The organism is Actinosynnema sp. NPDC023794 (genome assembly GCF_040639675.1).
GTDB classification, from domain to species: Bacteria; Actinomycetota; Actinomycetes; order Mycobacteriales; family Pseudonocardiaceae; genus Actinosynnema; species Actinosynnema luteola.
Genome location: NZ_JBFAFR010000039.1, coordinates 43,385 through 65,299 on the forward strand (window position 1 = coordinate 43,385; position 21,915 = coordinate 65,299).

Consider the following 21,915-nt stretch of genomic DNA (forward strand, 5'->3'; position numbering starts at 1 on the left):
ACGCGACACGAGTGCGTGGCGATGACCTTCGCGAAACGGTTGCATCGTCGTGGGGGGATCATGCGGACAGACGCACAGCGGGGCGCTTGGCTGATGCTCGCGGTCGGGGACGACCGGCCGCGCCGCAGCAACGACGGCTACGACGACGCGCCGGCGGCCCACTACAGCTGGGACAGCTCGGTCCCGAACCACCAGCTACCGCAGGCGGGTGATGTGATCGTCCTGTGGGACAAGAAAATCCTGCTGGGTGCGTCGGTGATCCAGAAGATCGTCATCGGCGAGGAGGAGAAGGCCCTCCACCGCTGTCCGCACTGCGGCAAGGCCGGTATCAAGCTGCGAAAAACCGAGAACCCGCCCTACCGGTGCTCCAGGTGCACCGGCACGTTCGAGGAGGCGGAGGTGGCCACCACCCGGAAAAGCGTCACCACCTACCGGTCGCACCACGACATCGCCTGGGTGGATCTCACCGGGGAGCTGACCGGTGACCGGTTGCGCGGGCTGTGCACGCTGCCGAAGTCACAGCTCAGCATCCGCCAACTCGACTACCCGAGGTTCCAGGAGGCCGTGCGGGCGGCACCGGGACGACCGTCCCTGTCACCGGTCGAGGCCGCTTTGGCCACCACCCTGAGAGGCGGCCACACCACGGCGGTCGTGCGCGTGCGGCGAGGACAGGGCGCCTTCCGCCGCCTGCTCCTGGACGCGTACGACGACACCTGCGCGTTCACCGGCCGCACTCCGCGCTCGAAGCCGCACACTTGAACAGCTTCGCCGCCGACGGGCGACACCACGACCAAGGCGGACTTCTCCTCCGCCGCGACGTCCACCGCCTCTTCGACCTCGGCCACCTCGCCGTGGACCCGCGAGACCACACCGTCGACGTCTCGGAGACCATCCGCGACTATCCCGAGTACCACCGCCTCCAAGGCAAGAAGCTGCACGTGGAACTCACCGATCGCCAACAGGACTGGATCGCGAAGCACTGGGCCATGCACCGACGCTGAGCTGAGCAACTGCGTGCCCGACTCGTGCACTCGACCTGAGCCCGCGCGTGATGAAGGTCTCCCCACGGCACCGAGACTCTCGGCAAGCTCCACAGAGGAGTGACGACACACAACAAATCAGGACCCCGTTCCGTTAACCGAAACAAGGCCCTGACCTGGACTTACTCTTGCGCGCTCGGCAGGATTCGAACCTGCAACCTTCTGATCCGTAGTCAGATGCTCTATCCGTTGAGCTACGAGCGCATCGTTCTTCAGTTGTCACCCGGCCGAAGCCGGGTGTTGCGGAGGCTCCGGGATTTGAACCCGGGATGGGCGGTAAACCCAAACCGCATTAGCAGTGCGGCGCCATAGACCAGACTAGGCGAAGCCTCCCGGAGCCCTCGGCTACGACGCATAGATTACACATGCCCCCACCACTCTAGCAAAACGCCCCCCTCTTTACCGCATCCGACCTGGTCAGAGGGGGTAGAAGGGGGCGCTGGAGCGGCCTCAGGCAGTGGTGGGGTGAGGTAGGTCTCGGGACAGGGCGAGGAATGGGTCCAGTGCTGCCGGGTTGCGCAGGGCGTCCAGGCTGACGGCGCGCTCGGGTGGGGTGCCCGCCAGGATCTTCTTCACGGGGACCTCGCACTTCTTGCCGTTGAGGGTCCTCGGGATCTCGGCCACGGCGACGAAGCGGTTCGGGACGTGGCGCGGTGAGAGGTTGGTCCGCAGCTCCGAGCGAAGCCGGGGTTCGAGGTCGGCGAGGGTGACGCCCGGCTCCAGGACCAGGAAGCACAGCAGTTCGCCGTCGGTTTGGCCGGCGCCCGAAGTGTCGATCACGAGGGAGTCCGCGACGCCCGGCATGCCTTCGACCACCCGGTAGAACTCGCTGGTGCCCATGCGGACGCCGCCGCGGTTCAGGGTGGAGTCGCTCCGGCCGTAGATCACCGCCGAGCCGCGCGGAGTGATCCTGATCCAGTCGCCGTGCCGCCAGACGCCCTCGAAGGTGTCGAAGTACGCCTCACGCAGCTTCGTGCCGTCCTCGTCACCCCAGAACCACACCGGCATCGACGGCATCGGCTTGGTGATCACCAGCTCGCCGACCTGGTCGACGACGGGCACGCCGGACTCCGAGAACGACTCCACGGCGGCGCCCAGGGCGCGGCACGAGAGTTCGCCCAGCCAGACGGGCAGGTCGGGTGCGGCGGCGACGAAGGCGGTGCACAGGTCGGTGCCGCCGGAGACCGAGGCGATCTGGACGTCCGGACCGACGGCCGACGCGATCCAGCGGAAGCCCTCGGGGGTGAGGGGCGCGCCGGTGGAGCCGACGACGCGCAAACCCGTCAGGTCGTAGCGCTCCGCCGGGTGGACGCCTTCCTTCAGGCACGACTGGATGTACGGCGCCGACGTGCCGAAGTAAGTGACGCGGTGCTGCTCGGCCAGGTGCCAGAGCACGTTCAGGTCGGGGTGCGCGGGACTGCCGTCGAACAGCACGATCGTGGACCCGACCAGCAAACCGGAGACGAGGAAGTTCCACATCATCCAGCCGGTGGTGGTGAACCAGAAGAACCGGTCGCCCGGGCCGAGGTCGCTGTGCAGCGCCAGCATCTTCAGGTGCTCGACCACGATCCCGCCGTGGCCCTGGACGATGCCCTTCGGCAGCCCCGTGGTGCCGGACGAGTACAGCACCCACAGCGGGTGGTCGAACGGGACGGGCGCGAAGGCCGGCTCGGCGCCGGCGTGCGCGGACAGCAGGGAGTCCCAGGTCACCGCGCCGGGCAACGGGCCGCCGCCCACGTAGTCGATCATCACGGTGGCGCGCAGGGACGGGATCTCCGACCTGAGCCGCTCCACGGTGGGCCGCACGTCGAACGCCCGCCCGTTGTACCGGTACCCGTCGACGGCCACGAGCACGGTCGGCGAGATCTGGGCGAACCGGTCGGAGATCGCCCGCGCGCCGAAGTCCGGCGAGCACGACGACCAGGTCGCGCCGAGCGACGCCGCCGCCAGGAACGCGATCAGCGCCTCCGGCGAGTTCGGCACGAGCGCCACCACGCGGTCACCGGTCCGCACGCCCAGCTCCACGAACCCGGCGCGCACGGCGGCCACGCGGCGGCGCAGCTCGCCGTACGTGAGTTGCGACGACAGCCCGTCCTCGCGGTGGAACACGACCGCCAGGTCACCGTCCGGGCCCCTCAGGGCGTGCTCCGCGTAGTTGAGCGTGGCGCCGGGGAACCAGACCGCCCCGGGCATCACGGGCGCCTCCAGCACGCGCGTGGGCGGGCTGTGGAACACCACCTCGAAGAACTCCGCGATCGCGCCCCAGAACCCCTCCAGGTCGGAGGTGGACCACTCCCACAGCGACTCGTAGTCGGGGAGGTCCAGGCCCTTGGTCGAGGCGAGCCAGGAGCGGAACGCGGCCATCCTGGTGTCGCCGACCCGGTCGGGGTCGGGGCGCCACAGGACTTCCGCCTCGCCGGCGGCGGCGCCGGCACGCATCTCGGTCATACCTGAAGTTCCTAGCCGATCGGACGGCCCGGAACCACAGCAGGCATCCACACACCGGATCAGTTCCGGCCGGCGCTCGCCACCAGTCCCTCGACCGCGGAGATCAGCCTCGGCGCGTCCGCCGGCGCGACGACCAGCCACCCGTCGTCCCGCCGCACGAGGTAGCGGCCCTCGGCGGTGTCCAGCCACGACACGGCCGCGCCGGTCGGGTGCAGGTAGCCGGCCCGGTTGCGGGCGATCACGCCGACCTGGCCGCCGCCGCTGCGCGTGGTCACGGCGCGCATCAGGGTGTTGGCCTCCGGCTCGCGCAGGCCGACGCCGCGCAGCGCGTCGAGGAAACCCTCGCTGCCGTCGTGCTCGCCGGCCCGGCCCGCGGCCAGGTAGTCGTCCCAGCGCACGTTCACCGACCGGCCGCTGCCGGGTGGCGCGGCCGGCAGCGTGTTGACCGTGGTGGCGGCCAGCGCGGTCGGCCGGAACCCGGCCACCTGCACCTGGTTGCCGAGCCTGCCCGCGAACGCGCCGTGCCACGCGGCGGTGGCCAGGCCGCGCGCCTGCGCGCCGCGCACGGTGAAGAACACCTCCAGGCCGATCTCGAACTCGGCCAGGCCGCGCAGCAGCCCGTACAGCTCCTCGTCCGGCCGCCGCACGGTGCCGAGGCCGCGGGCCGCCAGGTCGCGGGACGCGGTCTCGATCAGCGCGTCCCGCTCCCGCTGGGTGTGCCCGAAGTGCCGGACGCCGAGCGGGACCGGGTGGGCGTCGCGGTGGACCGCCTGCCAGAGCAGGAAGAACTCCACTTCACTGAGCCGGAAGACGCGCTCGGTCACAGGCCGATCACCGGTGGTGCGGCCTTGCGGTCGACGCCGAAGACGTTGTCGTCGTCCTCCAGGTACCCGGGCCGGTTGCGGTCCTTCTCACCGCCGCCGGCGACGGGCGGCGGCGCGGCCATCGGCGCGGCGCCGATCATGCCGGACTGCGGCGTCACCGACTTGGGCGCCTGGAACTGGCTGGTCACGCTGCCGGGGTTGGCGGAGCCGCGGTCGGCGGCGATCGCACCCGTCGCGCCGCCGGGACCGGCCACCGGACCGCCGCCACCACCGCCACCGCCCATGCCGACCGGGGTGGGCATGACGCCGCGACCGCCGTAGCCGCCGCGGCCACCGGCGAAGCCACCGCGGCCGAACTGGGCGGACGTGCCGCCGGGGCGCTGGTTCGGCGCGCCGCCGGGGGTGCTCACCACGGGCTGGCTGCCGCCACCACCGCCACCGCTGCCGCCACCGTCGGTGACGGGCGGGTTCGGCGTGACGACCACGGGCGGCGGAGGGGGCGGCGCGACCGGGTTGGTCGGCGGGCTGAACGACGGCACCGTGCGGTCGACCTCGTAGGAGTTCTGCTGGAACATCGCCATGACCTCGGCGGCCTGGCGGTGCGTCGCGTCCGCGGTGACGACCGAGTCGATCGCGGGACCGGCGATGGTGTCGATGCCCGTGAACGCGCCGGGCGAGCGGGTGATGGGGGTCGAGCCCGCGGTCAGGCCCTCGTGCGACGAGAGGGTGGGCGACCGGTAGCCGGCGTCCTCCGCCAGCCGGTTGTCGACCAACGGCGAACGAGGCGTGACGGCCGGGGTCGGGGTGGCGACGGGGGTCGAGGACCCGTCGGCGACCGGCGTGACGACCGGCGGCGCGGGCGCGGGCGGCGGCATCATCTCGCGCGCCGTCTGCACGTGGTCGATCTCGGTGGCGATGCACTTGGCCACGTTGTCGGCGTGCTCGCTGGTGTTCAGCGCCCACTTCTCCACCGACTCCAGCGCCTCGCGGGCGCGTTCGGCCGACTCGCCCGTCCACGCCTGGCTGGACCGGCCGATCGCCTTGGCCAGGTACTCCTGCACCTCGCCGAGGGCCTTGCCCACCGCCGCCCAGTCGGCCTGGGCGCTGCTCGCGGCCTTCAGGTCGACGCCGGTGTTGATCATCTCCCACAGCTCCTGGTGGCTGTAGGTCATCCAGTCGACCTTCTGGCCGAGGTCGGTGGGCTTGTCGTGGCCGTGGCCGTGGCCACCGCCGTGCCCCTGACCGCCACCGTGGTTGCCACCGTGGCCCTGCCCCTGGCCGCCGCCGTGCCCTTGGCCCTGACCGCCGCCGTGCTTGTTGTCGCCCATCAGCCCTTGGCCTCCCCGGCGGATCCGAAGGCGTCCGCCGCTTCGTCGTCGGCCTGTTCCAGGTTCCGCGCCGCTTCGCGGATGGTCTCCTCGACCTCGAAGAGCACCTGCATGAAGTCCCCGATCACGTTGACCGCCGACTCCTCGTTGCCCACGGCCACCTCGCGCAGCCGCCTGCTGATCGCGTCGCTCACCCAGTTGTTGCCGAACTTCAGCTCGACGTCGAGGTTGTCGACCGCGCGGCCGTGCACGGTGTCGACCAGGTTGCGCGCCTGCACGACCAGCTTGAGCAGGTCGTCGACGCCCTGCTTGTCCAGGTCGAGCTGGACCGAGCCCTTGTCCACCGCGTCCAGCGCGGTGGTGGCCTTGTCCAGGTCGGTCTGCGCGGCCTTCGCGAAGCTCTCCGCCACGGGTTTGGCCGCGTCGGGCTCGGACTCGGCCGCGGCGGGCAGGGTCACGGTGGCGTCGGTGGCGGGCGCCGCGGTCGGTGGAGCGGTCGCCGGTGGAGCGGTCGCCGTGGGAGTCGGTGGCACGACGGCCACCGGCGCGTCCGCCACCGCACCGGGCTGGACCGCCGCGGACGGCGTGAAGCCAGGCGGGATCTGCACCGTCTGTGCACCCGCCAGTGGGACCGTGTTCCCGTCGCTCATCACTACCCCCTGCACTGCGATTCGCCGCAGGCCCACCACGCGTTAGCCGACGACGACCGAAATCAGGCGTTCCGGACGCCTTCCTTAGATGTACCGGGAAGCCCGTTCGGTTCCAAGCCGCCGACCAGAGGCTTAGCGAAGATGTGAGTCGAACCAGTTCAACGCGCGCTGCCACGCCTCGGCGCCGGCCTCCGGCGTGGTGTCGAACCGGTGGCTGGTGCGGGAGAACCGGACCACATCGGTCGCCACCGGCGCCGCCGCCGCCGCGTCGCGCAGCTTCTCCACGTCGCTGAACGGGATCTCGTCGTCGTCACCGTACAGGCCCAGCCACGGGCAGGTCAGCTCTTCCGCGATCTCCACCAGCGACGGCAACCCTTCGGCCAGCGGTTCCAGGATCCCACCACCGCCGACGGACACCGCCGCGCCGACGGTTCGGCTTCCCGCAACCACCATCGCGACCGATCCGCCCAGGTCGAAGCCCATGACACCCATGCGGTCCTGGCTGACGCCCCGCTGGGCCAACCAGACGAACGCGACGTCGGTGTCGGCCAGCACGGCGTCGCCGGACAACCCGCTCACCATCGCCGGCGCCTCGTCGCCGGACACCTCGTCGTAGAGGTGCGGCGCGACCGCCAACCACCCCTCGGCGGCGAGGCCGCTCACCAACCCGCGGACGGTGTCGGTCACGCCGCGCGCCTCGTGCAGCACGACCAGGCCGCCGCGGACGGCGTTCTCCGGCTCGGCGACGGTCAGCCGCAGCTCGCGGCCGTCGGTGAGGGAGAGCGTCTCGGTGCGGGTAGAAGTCATGGCCCAACCCTTCCACGAGGGGGTGAACGGCAGTCAACGTGAGCATCCGTACGGCAGGTATGCCCCATCCGGGTCTTTCACCGGATAACGTCCAGCTCAGAACCCCGAAGGGAGTCCTTGGATGACCGTGCGAACCCGTGCCGACCTCGTTGCGCTGCCCGGATACGTGCCCGGCAAGACGATCCCCGGCGCGATCAAGCTGGCCAGCAACGAGGTCTCGGCCGGACCGCTGCCCAGCGTGGTGCGGGCGATCGCGGACGCCGCCACCGCCGTGAACCGCTACCCCGACACCGCCGCCACCGAGCTCGTGGCGCGCCTGGCGGACAAGCTCGACGTGCCCGCCGGGCAGGTGGCCGTCGGCTGCGGCTCGGTGACGTTGTGCCAGCAGCTGGTGCAGGCGACGTGCACCGAGGCCGACGAGGCGCTGTTCCCGTGGCGCTCGTTCGAGGCGTACCCGATCATCACCGCGGTCGTCGGCGCGCGGCAGAACCGGGTGCCGCTGACGCCGGGCCACGCGCTGGACCCCGACGCGATGGCCGACGCGATCACGCCGGCCACCCGCCTGGTGTTCGTGTGCAACCCCAACAACCCGACCGGGACGGCGTTGCGCAGGGCGGAGATCGAGCGGTTCGTCGAGCGGGTGCCCTCGGACGTGCTCGTGGTGATCGACGAGGCGTACAAGGAGTTCGTCGACGACCCGGACGTGCCCGACGGCGTGGAGCTGGCCAAGGCGCAGTGGGCCGCGGGCCGGGACAACGTGGCCGTGCTGCGCACGTTCTCCAAGGCGTACGGGCTGGCCGGGCTGCGCGTCGGGTACGCGGTCGCGTCGCCCGCCGTGGCCGAGACGCTGCGCAAGGTCTACGTGCCGTTCAGCGTGAACGCCCTGGCGCAGGTCGCGGCGCTGGCGTCGCTGGACGCCGAGGCCGAGCTGATGGCGCGGTGCCGGGCGATCGTGGCCGAGCGGGCCAGGGTGCGCGGCGAGCTGCTGGCCGCCGGGTTCGAGGTGCCCGAGTCGCAGGCGAACTTCGTGTGGCTGCCGCTCGGCGAGCGGACCGCGGCGTTCAACGAGCACTGCCTGGCGCACAAGGTGGTCGTGCGGGCGTTCGCCGGCGACGGGGCGCGCGTCACGATCGGCGAGCCCGAGGAGAACGACGTGTTCCTGGCTGCGGCGAAATCGTTCAGCGGGTGAGGATCTGAGCGATGGCCACGACTCCCACCACCACGATCACCGCGCGCAACGCGGCCGGTGGGAGTCGGCGGCCGACCTTAGCGCCGAGCTGGCCGCCGATGACCGAGCCGACCGCCAGCAGCAGGACGGCGAGCCACGCCACGTCGGCGATGAAGATGAACAGCACGCCCGCGACCAGGTTCACGAACGCGGTCAGCACGTTCTTCAGCGCGTTCATCCGCTGGATGTGCTCGCTCATCAGCACGCCCATCAGGCCCATCACCAGCACGCCCTGCGCCGCGCCGAAGTAGCCGCCGTAGACGCCCGCGAAGAACACGCCGATCCACAGCGCCGCGCCGCCGTGCTCGTGCCGCTCCCGTTCGGCGAGCTTGCGGTTGAGCCACGGCTGGGCGACCACCAGCACCAGCGCGACGGCGATCAGCACCGGGACGATCGCGGAGAACGCGTCCTCCGGCAGCACCACGAGCAGGATCGCGCCGACCACGGCGCCCAGCACCGAGGCGGGCAGCAGCCGCTTCACCCGGCCCGCCTGCCCGGTCAGCTCGCGCCGGTAGCCCCACGCGCCGCTGAGCGAGCCGGGCACCAGGCCGAGGCTGTTGGACACGTTGGCCACCACCGGCGGGTAGCCGACGGCCATCAGCACCGGGAACGTCACCAGGGTGCCCGAACCCACCACCGTGTTGATCCCGCCGGCGAACACACCGGCCAGGACGACGACGATCGCCTCCACCGTCGTCACGGCCACTCTCCCCTGGTTCTCGCGGTTCGCCAGCGACGCTAACACCGCGTCAGGCGGGGCGCGGTGTGGTGATTGCGACACGGCGCCCCGCCTGCCGGAGGTTTGCGGGCTACGTCGTGCGTCGTCCCAACGCCCGTGCGCCCACGCCGAACGCCAGCAGCACCAAGCCGATCAGGCCGAGCCCGAGCACGCTCGCGCCCGTGGTCGCCAAGGCGTCCCGGGGCGGACCGCCACCACCGGCCGGTGTGCCACCCGGCGCGGTGACGTCCGGGTCGACGACCACCGGCCCCGGCCTGACCGCGATCAGCTGGGGCGTCGTGGAGCCGCGGACCGCTTCGAACAGGGGGCCCTCGTGGGTCGGGACCACCTCCCACGGGCCGAGGACCAGCGGGGTGTAGTGGCCGACCGCCAGGTCGGGGAACGTGAACACGCCGTGGGCGTCCGCCGTGGCGCGGGCCGCGGTCTCGTTCGTGTCGGGGTCGACCAGGACCACGGTCACGTTCGGCACGCCGACCCACTGCGTCCCGCAGCACTCGACCACCCGGCCGGTCGTGGTCCACACCGCGCCCGGCACCTTGGCCCTGGCCCTGGCGATCGGCGCGAGCTCGCGGAACCGGCCGTCGGCGTCACGCGTGCCGAAGCCGCAGGTGGCCGTGATCAGCCCGTGGTCGGGCGACCCGGCGGGCATGGTCTCCTCCACGGTGGTCGACCACGACCTGCGTGAGGCGACCGGGACGCCGTCGCCGAGCTCGGCCAGCGGACCCCACTCGTCGCCGTTCTCGACCTGGTACGGCGTGCCGACACCGCCGCACACCGCGTGCACGGTGAGGTCCGCCAGGCTGTTGTTGGTGATCGTGACGTTCAGCCTGGGCCGCTCGTCCGGCCGGTACTCGGGCTTGTCCCAGGCGATCACGGCGGTCAGCGTGTTCGCGGGCCGGACCAGGCCGATCTCGAACGTCAGGTCGCCGTTCGCGGCGAGGGTGAACCGGTCGTAGAAGTCGATCGGCAGCGCCCAGCTGGAGGAGTGCCAGGCGCGGACCCGGTAGTTGCCCGCCGGGACGTCCTGGAGCCGGTAGCGGCCGGCGGCGTCCGTGATGCCCCGGTGGAACACCGTGGGGATGCCGCCCTCGACGGTCACGTCCAGGTGCGGCAGCACTTCGCCGGCGTCGAACACGCCGTTGGCGTTGGCGTCGCCGTAGACCAGGATCGTGGCGTCGCCCACGCCGTGGCTCACCGCGGCGGACAGGTCGAGCGGCGCCGACGCGCCGCGCGTGCCGACCGTGATCCGGCCCTTGAGCGAGACCAGGTCGCCGACCCACGGCCGCGGCTCGCCGACGATGGTGACCTCGTACGACTCGCCCGGCCACAGGTACAGGCCCTCGGTCGGGTTCAGGAACGGGTACAGCGGGCCCCACTGGTCGTAGTCGTAGCTCATCGTGGACGGCACCCACTCCGGCACGAACCGGACCGGGCTGCGCGGCCCGACGCCCGCGTTGGTGACCTTGATCCGGGCGGTCACGGTGCCGGCGATGTCGTAGGCCGCCTTGTCGAACGACGCGGTGACCTCCAGCTTGTCGACCTCGACCGGCTCGGCCACCTCCGGGCCCGGCGCGACCGCGAGCTCCACCCGCGTGGTCGTGTCGGCGACGACGTCGACGGTGAACCAGCCGTCGCCGGTGACCGCGTCCCGGTACTCGCCGAGCACCAGGACCTTCGTGCGGCCCGCCGGCAGCTTGGCGAAGGAGAACGCGCCGCCGCCGTGCGACCGGGCCTCGGCGACCGGCAGGCCGCTGCGCCCGTCGAGCGCGACGAGCCGCGCGTCGTCCAGCGGCGCCCCGCCGGCGTGCCGCACCGTGCCCTCGACCGCGCCGAACCAGCCGACCTCGGCGAAGTCCGACGAGCCGATGTAGCCCGCGGTGCTGCGACCGCTGTTGCCGAAGTTGCAGGCGACGCCGATCCGGCCGACCGCCGCCGCGTCCTCGGGCACGGTGTCGGTGATCCGCAGCACCTTCGTCTCGCCGGCGGCGAGCGCGACGCCGGGGCCGTCCGGGCTCAGCGCGGCCCACGCGGGGCCGTCGCCGGTCAGCCGACCCTCGTCCGGCTCCTCGTCGCACACCGCGACGACCCCGGTCAACGCGGTCGCGCCGGTGTTGGTGAGGGTCACGTCGACGCCGACCGGGTCGGTGGGCCGGTAGGACTCGCGGTCGAGCTCCAGCCGGGGCCGGAGCACTTCGAGGACCGGCGAGGTCATCGGCAGCGCGAGTTCGGTGGTGACGCCCTGCTCGACGGTGAACTCGGCGTGGCCCGGCGCGATGACGAACGGGTTGCCGTGCTCGATCAGGTAGGCGCGGTAGCGGCCGGTGGGCACGTCGCCGCCGAAGGTGAACCGGCCGGTGGCGTCCGTGCGACCGCTCAGCCAGGTCGAGGGCAGGCCGCCGTCGGCGTAGACCGGCGAGTCCGCCACGCCCTCGCCCTCGTCGAACGCGCCGTCGCCGTCGGCGTCGCGGTAGAGCACGCCGCGGGCCGAACCCCAGGTCAGCGGCACGCGGGTGCCGGCCCGGCCGGTGTTGTCCTCCGGCGTCGGGTCCATGTCCGGGAGCGTCTGCGGGCCCGTGTAGGCGGTCACCGAGTACTCGACGCGGTCGTAGAGCGGGACCTGCTGCCGGCCGACGAGCCGGTAGGTCTTCGCCTCACCGGGCGCGATGGTCGCGCCGGGGACGCGGCGCAGCTCCGCCGCGCCCGCGGTGAGCCGCAGGTCGCCCCAGTGGGTGAAGCGGACGTCGACCGCGGGCGCGAAGCCCGCGTTGCGGACCGTGACGGTGAAGCCGATGTCGGAGTCCGGCGGGTACTCGGCGCGGTCGAAGGCCAGCGAGACCTTCAGGTCGGCCCGCGGCACGGGCGCCGCTGCGGCCCGCGGCACGGCCGGTGGCGCAGGCTCGGGTTCGGCCGGCGCGGTGGTGGGATCGGTCGGGACGGGCGGCGACGAGGTCTCCACCGACGGCTCGGTCGTGGTCGTCGTCGTGGGTGTCGTCGTTTCGACGGGCGTTTCCGTCGGTGTCTCGGACGGCGCCGTGGTGGTGGGTGTGGTGGTCGTGGTTTCCTGCGCTGAGGCGACCGGACCGCCGAGCGCCGCGGCGAGCGCCAGCGCGCCCGCCGTGACCGCCCGCGCGATTCGCCCCGCGTTGGTGCTGCCGGACATCGGGTGTCCCCCGTAGGTAGGTCCTTGCCCACCGCGGGTTGCCGGCGTCCCCCGAGCCGCCGCCGGGCAGGGCCCTTGCACGATCACGCGGAAGCTACCGGTTCGCCGCCGTGCCGTCCCCGGCTTTCGCGGAACTTCCGCAAGGTGTGCGCGTCCGACAGCCCCGCGCCGCTGACCAGCACGCCCAGATCGCCGTCGACCACGTAGCTGCCGTGCGGCGAACGGGCGATCGTGGTCGGCTCGTCGTCGCCCCACGGCGCGACGCGGTGGGCGGTGCGGGCGGCGCCCCAGTCGTCGACCGACCGCAGCACGCTGACGGCCGCTTCGCCCGGTGCGCCTAGGGAGTTGGTGACCACGGCGAGCGTGCCGTCCGGGCGCAGGTCCATGCCGTCGCCGCCGACCAGCGGCCGGTCGAGGGCGACCTCCGAGACCCGACCCGATCGGGTGATCTTGAACAACGCGCCCGTGTCGTAGCGGACGGCGAGCGCGAAACCCCTGGGGTGCCAGACGATGCCGTTCAGGCCGATGGTGTCGCTGCCGAAACGCGGGTCGCGGGCCAGCACGGTGGGGCGGCCGTCGCGGTCGACCCGGTACAGCGCGTCGGAGGCGGGGTCGGTGACGTAGGCGTTGCCCGCGCGGTCGACGGCGACGTCGTTGGCGCTGTGCCGGCCGGGGCCGATGGCCAGGTCGACCACGTGCACCGGCCGTCCCGTGGCGAGGTCGAACACGCCGAGCCCGGACGCCCGGTAGGTGGTGTCCGGCGTGGACCGGGCGCCGAGGCCCATGTCGCCGTACGCGACGTAGACGCGGTCGCGGACCACGTGCACGCCGAACGTCGACACCATCCGGGGGTCGCTGATCAGCGTCTTCGTGGAGCCGTCGCGGACGACCTCGACGGTGCCGCGCCGGATCGAGCCGAGCAGGAACGTGTGCCGCAGGGGATCCCAGGCGATGCCCTCGGGGTGCAGTGCGGCGGACCGGCCGGTGATCACGCCCGGCGCGGCCGTGGCGGCGGCCGGGGTGGCGGTGAGGATCACCAGCACGAGAACCATCAGGAAACGCATGATGCTCCGTCCACTTGTGTATGTATGTGTACGAAGCTAGATCAGAGCTCTGATACCCGTCAACGCGCTTTACGATCGGGGGCATGGGTATGCCGGTCGAGGAGCGCCTTGGCGGCGACATCAAGCGCGTCGAGCACGAGCTGATGCTGGTGAAGCAGCAGGCGGTGCGGCCGGCCGGGCTGACCGTGGCCCAGTACGCGGCGTTGCTGGTGCTCAACGACCACCCCGGCGTGTCGGCCGCCGAACTGGCCCGCCGCTGCCGCGTGACGCCGCAGACGATGACCACGATCCTGCGCAACCTGGAGGCGGCCGAGCTGATCGCCCGCGTGCCGCACGAGGTGCACCGCAACGTGCTGGAGACGCGGCTGACCGAGGCGGGGCGCGCGGCGTTCGAGGTGGCCGACGAGCGGGCGTCCGCCGTGGAGCGGCGACTGGCCGACGAGTTCAGCGCGGCGGAGCGGGAGACCCTCCGCGCCCTGCTGGCCCGGTGCTCGAACGCCCTGGCGGTGTGAGATCGCCCCCTGCTCCGCAGGTGGCGGCTCGGTCGCCTGGAAGTCGCGACCTCGCGCGCTTCACCCCAGGTTGTCGGTGTCGAAGGTGTTGCAGCGCGCCGGGTCGCCGGTCTCGTAGCCCGTCGTGTACCACTTCTGGCGCTGCGCCGACGTGCCGTGGGTGAACTTGGTCGTGTCGACGTGGCCGCCGCCCAGCTCGCCCTGGATGAAGTCGTCGCCGATGCGGGCCGCCGCGTCCAGCGCCGCGTTCACGTCGTCCTGCGTGACGCCGGTGATCAGCGGTTGGCCCGAGGCCGTCGGCACGGTCTCCGCGTGGTTGGCCCAGGCGCCCGCGTAGCAGTCGGCCTGCAGCTCCAGCCGCACCGAGCCCGACGTCGGCCCCGAGCCCGAGCCGACCCGGTCGGACGTGCCGAGCAGGTTCTGGACGTGGTGGCCGTACTCGTGGGCCAGGATGTACGCCTCGACGAAGGGACCGCCCGTGGCGCCGAACTTCTGCTGCATCTCCTGGAAGAACCCCAGGTCGATGTACACCTGCGCGTCCGCCGGGCAGTAGAACGGCCCCACCGCGGACGTCGCGTTGCCGCACCGGGTCGACACGCCGCCGGAGAAGAAGTTCGTCTGCGCGGCCTGGTACGTGCGCCCCGACCGGGCGAACTGGTCGCTCCAGTAGGCCTGGATCGAGTTGATGAACGCCACCGCCCGGCAGTCGGACTCGCGGTTGGCGTCCGCGCCGGTCCGGCACTTCTCCTTGATGGCCTCGGAGCCCACCTGCTGCCCCTGGCCGACGTCGGAGAACCCCGAGCCGGACGGCAGCTGCACGCCGCCGCCGATCTGGGAGAGCACGAAGTACAGGATCAGGCCGACGATCCCCAGCCCGCCGCCGCCCAGGGCGACCCGGCCGCCGACACCGCGTTGGTCGGAGACCTGTGACGTGTCCAGCTCGGCGTTCTCGTTGAACTGCACCGCGCGTCCTCCCAGACAAACCGAAGCCGACCCGGACAAGACGAACCCCGGGTGCGGAGCCCGACGTCGGGGCACCGCACCCGGGTTTTCCCATGTGGAAGTGACGAAACCTGCGTGACGGGGTCGGCGTGGACCTCGGTCGGCGCCGACGGTGGAGACGGCGCCCTGATGTCCTACCGGGTCAACATCGTCAAGCGCGGCGATGGCGCCGATGGCGCCGTGCGCTCGAAACCCCGTCGGAACCGCTCACGTTCGCGATCGGGCCGGTCTCCTGACCGCTCCGCCCGCGGGGTTGCGGTTCGAACGCGGCTCGTCACCGCGAGGACTTACCTGCACCGCACCACCTACCCCTTCCGGGCGTGCCGCCGGCGGGTCAGCTCGGGTTCCGCCGGTGGCAGGTCCTGCTTCGAGCATGCGCCTCTCCGGCCCGATGCACAACTCGAGGAGAAGCCCCTGAACTGGTGAAATGAGATTCATCCGGTTCAGCAGGACAGTCGTCGCGCGCTGTGAGCGGGCAGCGGGCACCCGCTCACAGCGCGTGCATCACGGAGTCGTGGTGATGCGGCCGAGCGCCGGCGGGACGGTGTTCGGGTTGGCGGTCAGGTAGGCCGTGAAGCCGTCCAGGTCGATCCCGCCACCGGTGATCTCCGTGCCCGCGGTGAACGCGCTGAAGCCGTCACCGCCGCCCTGCAGGAAGCTGTTGATCGTGACCCGGTAGCTCGCGGCCGGGTCCAGCGGCGTCCCGTTGAGGACGATGTCCGACACCTTGGACCCGATCGGCGCGGACGCCGACCACGTGTAGGTCAGGCCCTTCGACGGCTGCAGCACGATCTGCCGCTGGGCGCCGTTGACGATCTGCCACTGCTGCTCCAGCGCCGCCTTGAGCTGCGCGCCGGTCAGCGTGACCGTCTGCAGGATGTTGCCGAACGGCTGCACGGTGAACGCCTCGCCGTAGGTCACCACGCCGTTGCCCTCGCCCGCGGGGGACGAGGCGTGGGTGAGGTCGGCGCGCACGCCGCCCGGGTTCATCAGCGCGAGCACCGCGCCGTTGTCCGTGGTGGCGGCCAGCTGGGAGTCGGCGATCAGGTTGCCGAGCGCGGACTCGCCCGCCGGGTTCTGCGCGCGGAGGATGTCCTGGGCGATGGTGCCGATCGGGCGGTTCGCGATCGGGCCGGACTTCGACTTGGCCAGGTCGATGATCGCCTGCACCTCGGCGTCCGGGGTGACGTCCTTGGTCACCACGTGGTTGCGGGCGACCGTCGCCGAGCGGATGACCTCACGGGTCCGCTTGTCGATCTTGAGGTCGACCACGGACAGCTCGCGGCCGAACGCCAGGCCCTCGATGAACGGGCGCGGGTTGCCCGCCGGGTCGGTGACCGTGCAGTTGTAGTGCTGGTGGCTGTGGCCGGAGAAGATCGCGTCGATCTTCGGGCTGACCCGCTCGGCGATGCTGCGGCCGGGGCCGCTCGGGACCGTCCGGCAGTCGTTCGGACCGCCGCCGGAGGTGCTGTCGCCCTGGTGGATCAGCAGCACGATCGACTTCACGCCGAGCCAGTTCAGCAGGTCGGCGTACCGGTTGGCGGCGGCGACCTCGTCGCCGAACTCCAGCTCCTTGATCCCGTTCGGGTCGACCAGGATCGGCACGTCCTTCAGCGGCATGCCGATGAACCCGATCGGGACGCCGTCGCGGAACTCCACCCAGAACGGCGGCAGCGCGGGCCGGTCGTTCTTCGCCAGCGTCACGTTCGCGCCGAGGATCGGGAAGTCCGCGCCCTCGTAGGTCTCGCGGAACTGGCAGCCGTCGGTCGGGTGGCACCCGCCGCGCTGCATGCGCAGCAGCTCGTGGTAGCCCTCGTCGAACTCGTGGTTGCCCGCCGCGGTCGTGTCCATGCCGACCTGGTTGAGGACCTCGATCGTCGGCTCGTCGTGGAACAGCGCCGACACGATCGGGGACGCGCCGATCAGGTCGCCCTGGCCGACGATCACCGAGTTGCGCACCTCGGCCTGGAGGTTGCGGATGTGGGTCGCGTTGAAGGCGGCGCCACCCGCTTCGACCTGCGTGCCGTCCGACAGCGTGACGCGGCCCGAGGAGCCCGAGGGCGGCTCGATGTTGCCGTGCAGGTCGTTGATGCCGATCAGGCGGACGTCGACGGTGCGCGCCGGCCGGTCGTCCTTGTCGGCCGTCGCGGGGTTCTGCACCAGCGTGACCGCCAGCGCTGCCGCCGCGGTGACCGCGAGCGCGGCGGAGCGCTGCGCGGTGCGTCTGAACGAGGTCATGGGGTGGGTTCCTCCCTGCGGCGCCCCGGTAGGAGGGCGCGGTACGGCGCAGGAGTTTGCCTGGCGGAGCTGACCGGCACCAGTCATGTCGGTGGATCGTCCGTTAACGGATATGTGCGGCCTAACCTTGTGGGGTGACTGAGCAGGAGCCGCGTTGGCTCGACGATGGTGAGATGCGCGCGTGGCGCAACTACGTGGTCGGGGCCGCGATGCTCGCCGACCGCCTGCACCGCGAGCTGCAGGACGGGCACGGCGTGTCGTTGGCCGACTACGAGGTGCTCGTGCGCCTGTCGGAGCGGCCGGGGCGGCGGATGCGGATGTCGCAGCTCGCGGACGAGGTGGCGTCGTCCAAGAGCCGGGTGTCGCACCAGGTGGCGCGGATGGAGCGGGAAGGGCTGCTGCGCAGGCGGGAGTGCCCCGAGGACGGTCGCGGCGTGTTCGCCGAGCTGACCGACGAGGGCATGGCGCTGCTGGAGACGTCCGCGCCGACCCACGTCGAGGGCGTGCGCGAGCACATGATCGACCTGCTGTCGCGCGACGAGCAGGAAGTGGTGGCCAAGGTCTTCGACCGGATCATCACCCACCTGCGGGACGTGAACGGCTGACCGCCGGCGTGACGCGGCAGCGCCCCCACGCCCGGTGAGGGGCGTGAGGGCGCGTGGAGTGCGGTAGCGGTGGGATTTGAACCCACGGAGGGGATCAACCCTCGCACGTTTTCAAGACGTGTCCCTTAGGCCGCTCGGGCACGCTACCCCGGTGCAGGAGCCTAGCCGACGGGCGTCGGCGGCGGGCAGTCGCTCGCCGGACCGGGTCCGCCGTGAAGACGGACGTGCGAGGCCCCGGTGGCCGGGACCTCGCACGTCCTACCGCCGTGCCGGGTGCTCACCCGGCGGGCGCCGTGATCAGGCGAAGATGCCGAACACGTCGATGACCAGGTGCGTGTAGCCGGCGTTGTTGTAGAACGAGTGCGCCGGGCGGTACACGCCGCTGATGTCGTCCCACGCGCTGCCGAGGCGGACCGTGGCCATGTTCGGCGCGGTCTGGCCGGGCGCCAGGTTCAGCGCCGAGGTGCCGGGCCGGTTCTCGCCCGCCGGGAACGGCGTGACGTAGGTGTTCTGGGTCGGCTCGGTGCCGGTCAGGTTGAGCAGCAGGCTGTTGCCCGCGACCAGCTCCTCGTCCAGGTAGAGCAGCGTCAGCGACTCGGCCGGCCAGATCGGGCCCGAGTCGTCGCGGGTGTCGAACGCGCGACCGGGGGTGACCGGGTAGAAGTCCGCGCCACCGTTCTCGGTGGGCAGGTAGTACCCGGTGATGTCCACGATCAGGTGCAGGAAGCCCGCGTTGTTGTACAGGTTGATCTTGCGGTCGGAGCCCAGCGCGACGGTCACGCCGTTGGGCGTGGCGGTCTTCGGGTCGACGTTGAGGCTCGACGCGGTCGGCCGGGACGTGCCCGTCGGCCACGCGGTCACGTAGGTGCTCGCGGTCGCGTCGACACCGGTGACGTTCAGCGACACGGCCGTCGCACCCGCGGGCACGCCGTAGGAGCTGAAGGCGACCGCGCGGGACTCGCCGGCGTAGAACGCGCCGCCGGTGTTGCGGGAGTCGTACACGCGGGTCGGGCCGGTGGCGAAGTACCGGCCGGGGGTGACCGCCGCGCCCGGGTTGTCGTAGACGTAGTAGCCCGCGACGTCCGCGATCAGGTGGGTGCTGCCCGCGTTGTTGTAGAGGTTGATCGTGTTGTCGAGCGACACCCAGGTGGTGACCGAGTTGGCGCGGGTCTCACCGGGCACCAGGTTCAGGGTCGACACGCCCGGCCGCGGGGAGTCGGCGCCGCCGTCCCACACGGTCACGTAGGTGTTCGCGGTGGGCGACGTGCCGGTCACGTTCAGCACGACCGCGAGGGTGTACGCCGGGAGGTCGGTGACGGGCACCTCGATCCGGCCGCCCTGGCCGACCGGCGCGGTGCTGCCGCCACGGCCGAGGCCGGTGCGGGTGTCCAGGATGCGTCTGGGCGCGGTCGGGATGAACCGCGTGCCCAGGTACTCCTCGGCGCCGGCTTCCTGACCGTTGGCCTCGGTCGCCTTCGTGCCGTACGGGCGGGCGGAACGGCCGGCGCGGTCGAGCGACAGCTCGGCGCGGCCGACCTGGTCTCCACTGTGGACGGACGCGGGCTCGGCGGTGGCCGGAGCCGCGACCGCCACCACGGCGGCGGTCGCCGCGGTGGCGACCAGCAGCGCTGCGGAACGACGCATGATCCTCTTTCCTGACTGCAAGGTGAATGGAAGGCGTCGGTCTACCAGCCAGTCCGTGACAGAGACACGCGGACGTCGGCAGCGCACAGCGCGACCCCCCTGTGGGACGAGCCCCCGACTCGACCGAACGAGGCGGACACTACCTCAGGGGTACGACAGCCGAAAGTGAAATGCGGTCGGGTTCTCAGTTCTCGGGCTTCACCGCGACGTGCACGAATTCGTTGTAGGTGAACACTTTCCCGGCCGCCCTGGGGAACGGGAAGGACATGCGGTCGCGCTCGACCAGCCCGAGCTGGGAGGTCACGTCCGCGAGGCCGTCGAGGTCGGTGAACGCCACGTGGGTGGGGTCCGACGCGTAGCCCCGCTCCTGCGGGCAGATGAGCACCAGCAGGCCGCCGGGCGCGAGGAAGTCGACGTAGCCGCGCAGGATCTCCACGGCTTCCGGGCGCGGCATGTGCTCGACCAGGTGCGCGGCCAGGATGCCACCGAAGCGGCCGGGCTTGGCGTACTCGGTGTCGAAGAACTCGTCCGTGGTGAACGCCGTCAGCCCCATGTCCCGGCAGGTCTGCACGGAGTGGGGGTTGTGGTCGACGCCGACGCCGTTGGGCTCCAGGTGCTTGAGGTTGCGCCCGATGCCGCAGCCGACGTCGAGCACCTCCCGCTCGCCGAAGATGCGGCGCACGTTCCACCGGTACGGGGCCTGGACGTTCAGCACACGCTTCCAAGGCAGGTTCTGCAGGCGCGCGAGCCGGTCGGTGTAGTCCTGACCGTCAGTCTTGTCCACGGTCGTACGGTAGCCGACGCTGAGACCCCTGACACCACCACCGTGGGGTTCACCGGGGTCGACCCGGTCACCGCGCGTGCTGCCCGACCCCTGTCCCGCCGGGCGGGACAGGGGTCGGATCACCAGGTCAGGCGGTCCGCCGGGGTCACCCGCCGGTACGGCGCGTGTTCGTCACGTCCGGGGCGGGCGCGACGTCGACCCAGCGCTCCTCCTGGCAGCTCCGGCAGGTGCCCGCGAACACGACACCGGCGTCGCCGCTTTGCCACGCGCCGTAGACGCGCACCGTGTACGGCCCGGACGGCAGGTTCTCGAAGCGCACGTGGCCCCCCGCGTCGGTCCGACCCTCGGCCGCGACCTCGCCCGTGACCGCGTCCCTCAGGACGACCGCCAGGCCGCCGAGCATCTCGTCCGGCTCGCCGATCAGGTCGCCGTCGCGGTCGTGGTAGAAGGCCATGCGGGACGTCACGGCCGGGCCGGGCACCTTGGCCACGGCGTAGGCCCGCGGGAGACCCTCGCGGCGGCCGTCACCGAGACCGAACTCGCACAGGTGGTCCGCCGCGCCGTACTCGGCCGCCACCTCGGAGACGGTGCCGCTGATGGTGAAGGCCCGGGACTGGCCCACGGGCACGGTCACGCCCGGCCCACCCGGACCCAGGTCGCCGAAGGTGAGGTCGCGCAGTTCCGGCCCTCCGTCGTTGGCCCGCTGGCAGTCGGCCTTGATCCCGGTCAGGTCCGCGGTGCCGATGTTGGTCAGCGTCACCGCGACCTCGGCCCGGTCGCCGACCCGGTAGGCGTCCCGGGTGAACCGCATGGCCGCGGACAGCACATCGGTCATCGGCCGCGTGGCGCGCCGGACCAGGGCTGCGGCCGAGCCGGTCCCGTCCACCGCGATCTCGGAGTACGGGTTCTCCACGACCCAGCCGTCCGGCGCCTCGTTGAGGGAGAGCGTGTAGGTCCGCACCGGCAGGTCGGCGAACCGGAACCGGCCGTCGGCGTCGGTCCTGGCCTCCCAGCTCAGGCGGGGTTCGCCGGTCATGAGGACGGTCACCCGGACGCCCGCGAGCCCCTCGCCCGCGTCCGGCTGGTCGTTGCCGTTGCGGTCGCCGTGGACGAGGCCGGCCACGGTGTCCGCGGCGGAATCCGGGTCGACCACCGGGATCGACAGGCTGGAGCGGGCGACCTCGGAGTTGGCCTGCTGGAGGTAGAACCGGAGCACCGGAGCACCGTTCCACCGCGAGACCACGCCGCGGACGGTGAGGACGCGCTCCTGCCCGGCTGCCAGGGTGGCTCCGGGACCGGGCCAACCGGACAGGTCGCCCCACTCGGAGGACGGGACGAAGAAGTCGGACCCGGAGGTGGTGTACTCGCCCACCGTCACGCCGGTGGCGTCGGCGTCGCCGGTGTTGGCGATCGCCACCTCGACCGGGATCTGCTCGCCGACCAGGAACGGTCCCGCGCCGACGGTGGCCGAGATGGCGAGCTTCGCGGCGGCGGCCGTCGGCGACGAGGCCCGCGGCGATCCGGTCGGCTGGACGGCGGCCGGCCGGGCCTGGACCGGTGGTGCTTCGGGGCTGGAGGTCGTGACGACGGGATCGGTCGCGGCCGGCGACGTCCCGGGTTCCTGGGCCCGGGCGGCGGCGGACAGGGTCGCGGTGACCGCGAGCGCCGCGACGAAGGCAAGGGATCTTCGCGCGACCACGCGCTTCGAGAGAGTCAAGACCAGCCCCCAGAGTGGTGGATTCGGGTGGCGGCAACCTAACCGACGTCGATCACCGCCGCACCCGTCTATCCTTTGTGGACACTCCCGGGTGGGACGAAAGAGACCGGCCTCCCGTGGGGGAG

General features: G+C 71.9%; 18 protein-coding genes and 3 tRNA genes. 5 read left to right on the forward strand and 16 right to left on the reverse strand.

The annotated features are described in order from the left end of the window. Positions 1 to 60: 60 nt before the first annotated feature. Both AB0H12_RS40410 and AB0H12_RS40415 read left to right on the forward strand, forming a co-directional pair. Positions 61 to 759 carry a hypothetical protein gene (locus tag AB0H12_RS40410; RefSeq protein ID WP_499630541.1) on the forward strand — a complete coding sequence of 233 codons (699 nt, stop codon included), beginning with the start codon at positions 61 to 63 and terminating at the stop codon, positions 757 to 759. After that, a complete protein-coding gene (locus AB0H12_RS40415; RefSeq protein ID WP_499630544.1) occupies positions 756 to 1,001 on the forward strand; it encodes an HNH endonuclease in 246 nt (81 codons plus the stop codon). The genes AB0H12_RS40410 and AB0H12_RS40415 overlap by 4 nt, the downstream gene beginning before the upstream one ends. A 170-nt stretch (positions 1,002 to 1,171) precedes the next feature. On the opposite strand, the gene AB0H12_RS40420 is transcribed toward AB0H12_RS40415, so the two are convergent. The 7 genes from AB0H12_RS40420 to AB0H12_RS40450 all read right to left on the reverse strand — a co-directional run bounded on the left by AB0H12_RS40420 (position 1,172) and on the right by AB0H12_RS40450 (position 7,097). After that, a tRNA-Arg gene (locus tag AB0H12_RS40420) sits at positions 1,172 to 1,244 on the reverse strand. Positions 1,245 to 1,283: 39 nt separating this feature from the next. Further along, positions 1,284 to 1,373: transfer RNA gene (locus tag AB0H12_RS40425), tRNA-Ser, on the reverse strand. A gap of 117 nt (positions 1,374 to 1,490) precedes the next feature. Next, positions 1,491 to 3,488: an acetoacetate--CoA ligase gene (locus tag AB0H12_RS40430; protein ID WP_499630547.1), complete on the reverse strand. Its 1,998-nt coding sequence runs from the start codon at positions 3,486 to 3,488 to the stop codon at positions 1,491 to 1,493. A gap of 59 nt (positions 3,489 to 3,547) precedes the next feature. Then, positions 3,548 to 4,312 carry an ESX secretion-associated protein EspG gene (locus AB0H12_RS40435; RefSeq protein WP_499630549.1) on the reverse strand — a complete coding sequence of 255 codons (765 nt, stop codon included), beginning with the start codon at positions 4,310 to 4,312 and terminating at the stop codon, positions 3,548 to 3,550. Then, on the reverse strand, positions 4,309 to 5,640 hold the full coding sequence (locus AB0H12_RS40440) for a PPE domain-containing protein (RefSeq protein ID WP_499630551.1): 1,332 nt from the start codon (positions 5,638 to 5,640) through the stop codon (positions 4,309 to 4,311). Before AB0H12_RS40440 ends, AB0H12_RS40435 begins: the two co-directional genes overlap by 4 nt. Continuing rightward, complete coding sequence (locus AB0H12_RS40445) at positions 5,640 to 6,248, reverse strand: hypothetical protein (RefSeq protein WP_499630554.1); 609 nt, start codon at positions 6,246 to 6,248, stop codon at positions 5,640 to 5,642. The genes AB0H12_RS40440 and AB0H12_RS40445 overlap by 1 nt, the downstream gene beginning before the upstream one ends. A 174-nt stretch (positions 6,249 to 6,422) precedes the next feature. Continuing rightward, positions 6,423 to 7,097, reverse strand: a complete 675-nt coding sequence (locus AB0H12_RS40450) for a dienelactone hydrolase family protein (RefSeq protein WP_499630557.1) — start codon at positions 7,095 to 7,097, stop codon at positions 6,423 to 6,425. 121 nt (positions 7,098 to 7,218) lie between these two features. On the opposite strand from AB0H12_RS40450, the gene hisC reads away from it, so the two are divergent. Next, entirely contained in the window at positions 7,219 to 8,286 is a 1,068-nt protein-coding gene (gene hisC, locus AB0H12_RS40455; protein ID WP_499630560.1) for a histidinol-phosphate transaminase, read from the forward strand. On the opposite strand, the gene AB0H12_RS40460 is transcribed toward hisC, so the two are convergent. From AB0H12_RS40460 to AB0H12_RS40470, 3 genes are all read right to left on the reverse strand, one after another. Next, the gene (locus tag AB0H12_RS40460; RefSeq protein WP_499630563.1) at positions 8,276 to 9,025 is read right to left on the reverse strand and encodes a sulfite exporter TauE/SafE family protein; all 750 of its coding nucleotides are present in this window, start codon (positions 9,023 to 9,025) and stop codon (positions 8,276 to 8,278) included. The two genes, hisC and AB0H12_RS40460, sit on opposite strands and share 11 nt — an antisense overlap. Before the next feature lie 109 nt (positions 9,026 to 9,134). After that, on the reverse strand, positions 9,135 to 12,224 hold the full coding sequence (locus tag AB0H12_RS40465) for a carboxypeptidase-like regulatory domain-containing protein (protein WP_499630566.1): 3,090 nt from the start codon (positions 12,222 to 12,224) through the stop codon (positions 9,135 to 9,137). Positions 12,225 to 12,307: 83 nt separating this feature from the next. Then, entirely contained in the window at positions 12,308 to 13,288 is a 981-nt protein-coding gene (locus tag AB0H12_RS40470) for a hypothetical protein (RefSeq protein WP_499630569.1), read from the reverse strand. 83 nt (positions 13,289 to 13,371) lie between these two features. Between AB0H12_RS40470 and AB0H12_RS40475 the strand changes: the two genes are divergently transcribed. Further along, positions 13,372 to 13,800, forward strand: a complete 429-nt coding sequence (locus AB0H12_RS40475) for a MarR family winged helix-turn-helix transcriptional regulator (RefSeq protein WP_499630572.1) — start codon at positions 13,372 to 13,374, stop codon at positions 13,798 to 13,800. 60 nt (positions 13,801 to 13,860) lie between these two features. On the opposite strand, the gene ypfJ is transcribed toward AB0H12_RS40475, so the two are convergent. Continuing rightward, the gene (ypfJ, locus tag AB0H12_RS40480) at positions 13,861 to 14,763 is read right to left on the reverse strand and encodes a KPN_02809 family neutral zinc metallopeptidase (RefSeq protein WP_499630575.1); all 903 of its coding nucleotides are present in this window, start codon (positions 14,761 to 14,763) and stop codon (positions 13,861 to 13,863) included. 543 nt (positions 14,764 to 15,306) lie between these two features. Next, positions 15,307 to 17,040 (reverse strand): bifunctional metallophosphatase/5'-nucleotidase, encoded by a 1,734-nt coding sequence (locus AB0H12_RS40485; RefSeq protein ID WP_499630578.1) that lies wholly within the window; start codon positions 17,038 to 17,040, stop codon positions 15,307 to 15,309. Positions 17,041 to 17,213: 173 nt separating this feature from the next. Here AB0H12_RS40485 and AB0H12_RS40490 point away from each other — a divergent pair, with 173 nt between their 5' ends. Beyond that, a complete protein-coding gene (locus tag AB0H12_RS40490) occupies positions 17,214 to 17,645 on the forward strand; it encodes a MarR family winged helix-turn-helix transcriptional regulator (protein ID WP_499630613.1) in 432 nt (143 codons plus the stop codon). A gap of 61 nt (positions 17,646 to 17,706) precedes the next feature. Here AB0H12_RS40490 and AB0H12_RS40495 read toward each other — a convergent pair. From AB0H12_RS40495 to AB0H12_RS40510, 4 genes are all read right to left on the reverse strand, one after another. Continuing rightward, a tRNA-Ser gene (locus AB0H12_RS40495) sits at positions 17,707 to 17,793 on the reverse strand. 149 nt (positions 17,794 to 17,942) lie between these two features. Then, the gene (locus AB0H12_RS40500) at positions 17,943 to 19,289 is read right to left on the reverse strand and encodes a hypothetical protein (protein ID WP_499630580.1); all 1,347 of its coding nucleotides are present in this window, start codon (positions 19,287 to 19,289) and stop codon (positions 17,943 to 17,945) included. 184 nt (positions 19,290 to 19,473) lie between these two features. Continuing rightward, entirely contained in the window at positions 19,474 to 20,073 is a 600-nt protein-coding gene (locus AB0H12_RS40505; protein WP_230569333.1) for a class I SAM-dependent methyltransferase, read from the reverse strand. Positions 20,074 to 20,218: 145 nt separating this feature from the next. Beyond that, on the reverse strand, positions 20,219 to 21,790 hold the full coding sequence (locus tag AB0H12_RS40510; protein WP_499630584.1) for an MSCRAMM family protein: 1,572 nt from the start codon (positions 21,788 to 21,790) through the stop codon (positions 20,219 to 20,221). Positions 21,791 to 21,915 lie beyond the last annotated feature (125 nt).

What these genes read in the sequence shown, in the direction of transcription:
- AB0H12_RS40500 (WP_499630580.1), bottom strand. Translation starts at nt 19,289, where the DNA reads ATGCGTCGTTCCGCAGCGCTGCTGGTCGCCACCGCGGCGACCGCCGCC.
- AB0H12_RS40430 (WP_499630547.1), bottom strand. Translation starts at nt 3,488, where the DNA reads ATGACCGAGATGCGTGCCGGCGCCGCCGCCGGCGAGGCGGAAGTCCTG.
- AB0H12_RS40470 (WP_499630569.1), bottom strand. Translation starts at nt 13,288, where the DNA reads ATGCGTTTCCTGATGGTTCTCGTGCTGGTGATCCTCACCGCCACCCCG.
- AB0H12_RS40465 (WP_499630566.1), bottom strand. Translation starts at nt 12,224, where the DNA reads ATGTCCGGCAGCACCAACGCGGGGCGAATCGCGCGGGCGGTCACGGCG.
- AB0H12_RS40450 (WP_499630557.1), bottom strand. Translation starts at nt 7,097, where the DNA reads ATGACTTCTACCCGCACCGAGACGCTCTCCCTCACCGACGGCCGCGAG.
- hisC (WP_499630560.1), top strand. Translation starts at nt 7,219, where the DNA reads ATGACCGTGCGAACCCGTGCCGACCTCGTTGCGCTGCCCGGATACGTG.
- AB0H12_RS40440 (WP_499630551.1), bottom strand. Translation starts at nt 5,640, where the DNA reads ATGGGCGACAACAAGCACGGCGGCGGTCAGGGCCAAGGGCACGGCGGC.
- AB0H12_RS40410 (WP_499630541.1), top strand. Translation starts at nt 61, where the DNA reads ATGCGGACAGACGCACAGCGGGGCGCTTGGCTGATGCTCGCGGTCGGG.
- AB0H12_RS40485 (WP_499630578.1), bottom strand. Translation starts at nt 17,040, where the DNA reads ATGACCTCGTTCAGACGCACCGCGCAGCGCTCCGCCGCGCTCGCGGTC.
- AB0H12_RS40475 (WP_499630572.1), top strand. Translation starts at nt 13,372, where the DNA reads ATGGGTATGCCGGTCGAGGAGCGCCTTGGCGGCGACATCAAGCGCGTC.
- AB0H12_RS40490 (WP_499630613.1), top strand. Translation starts at nt 17,214, where the DNA reads ATGCGCGCGTGGCGCAACTACGTGGTCGGGGCCGCGATGCTCGCCGAC.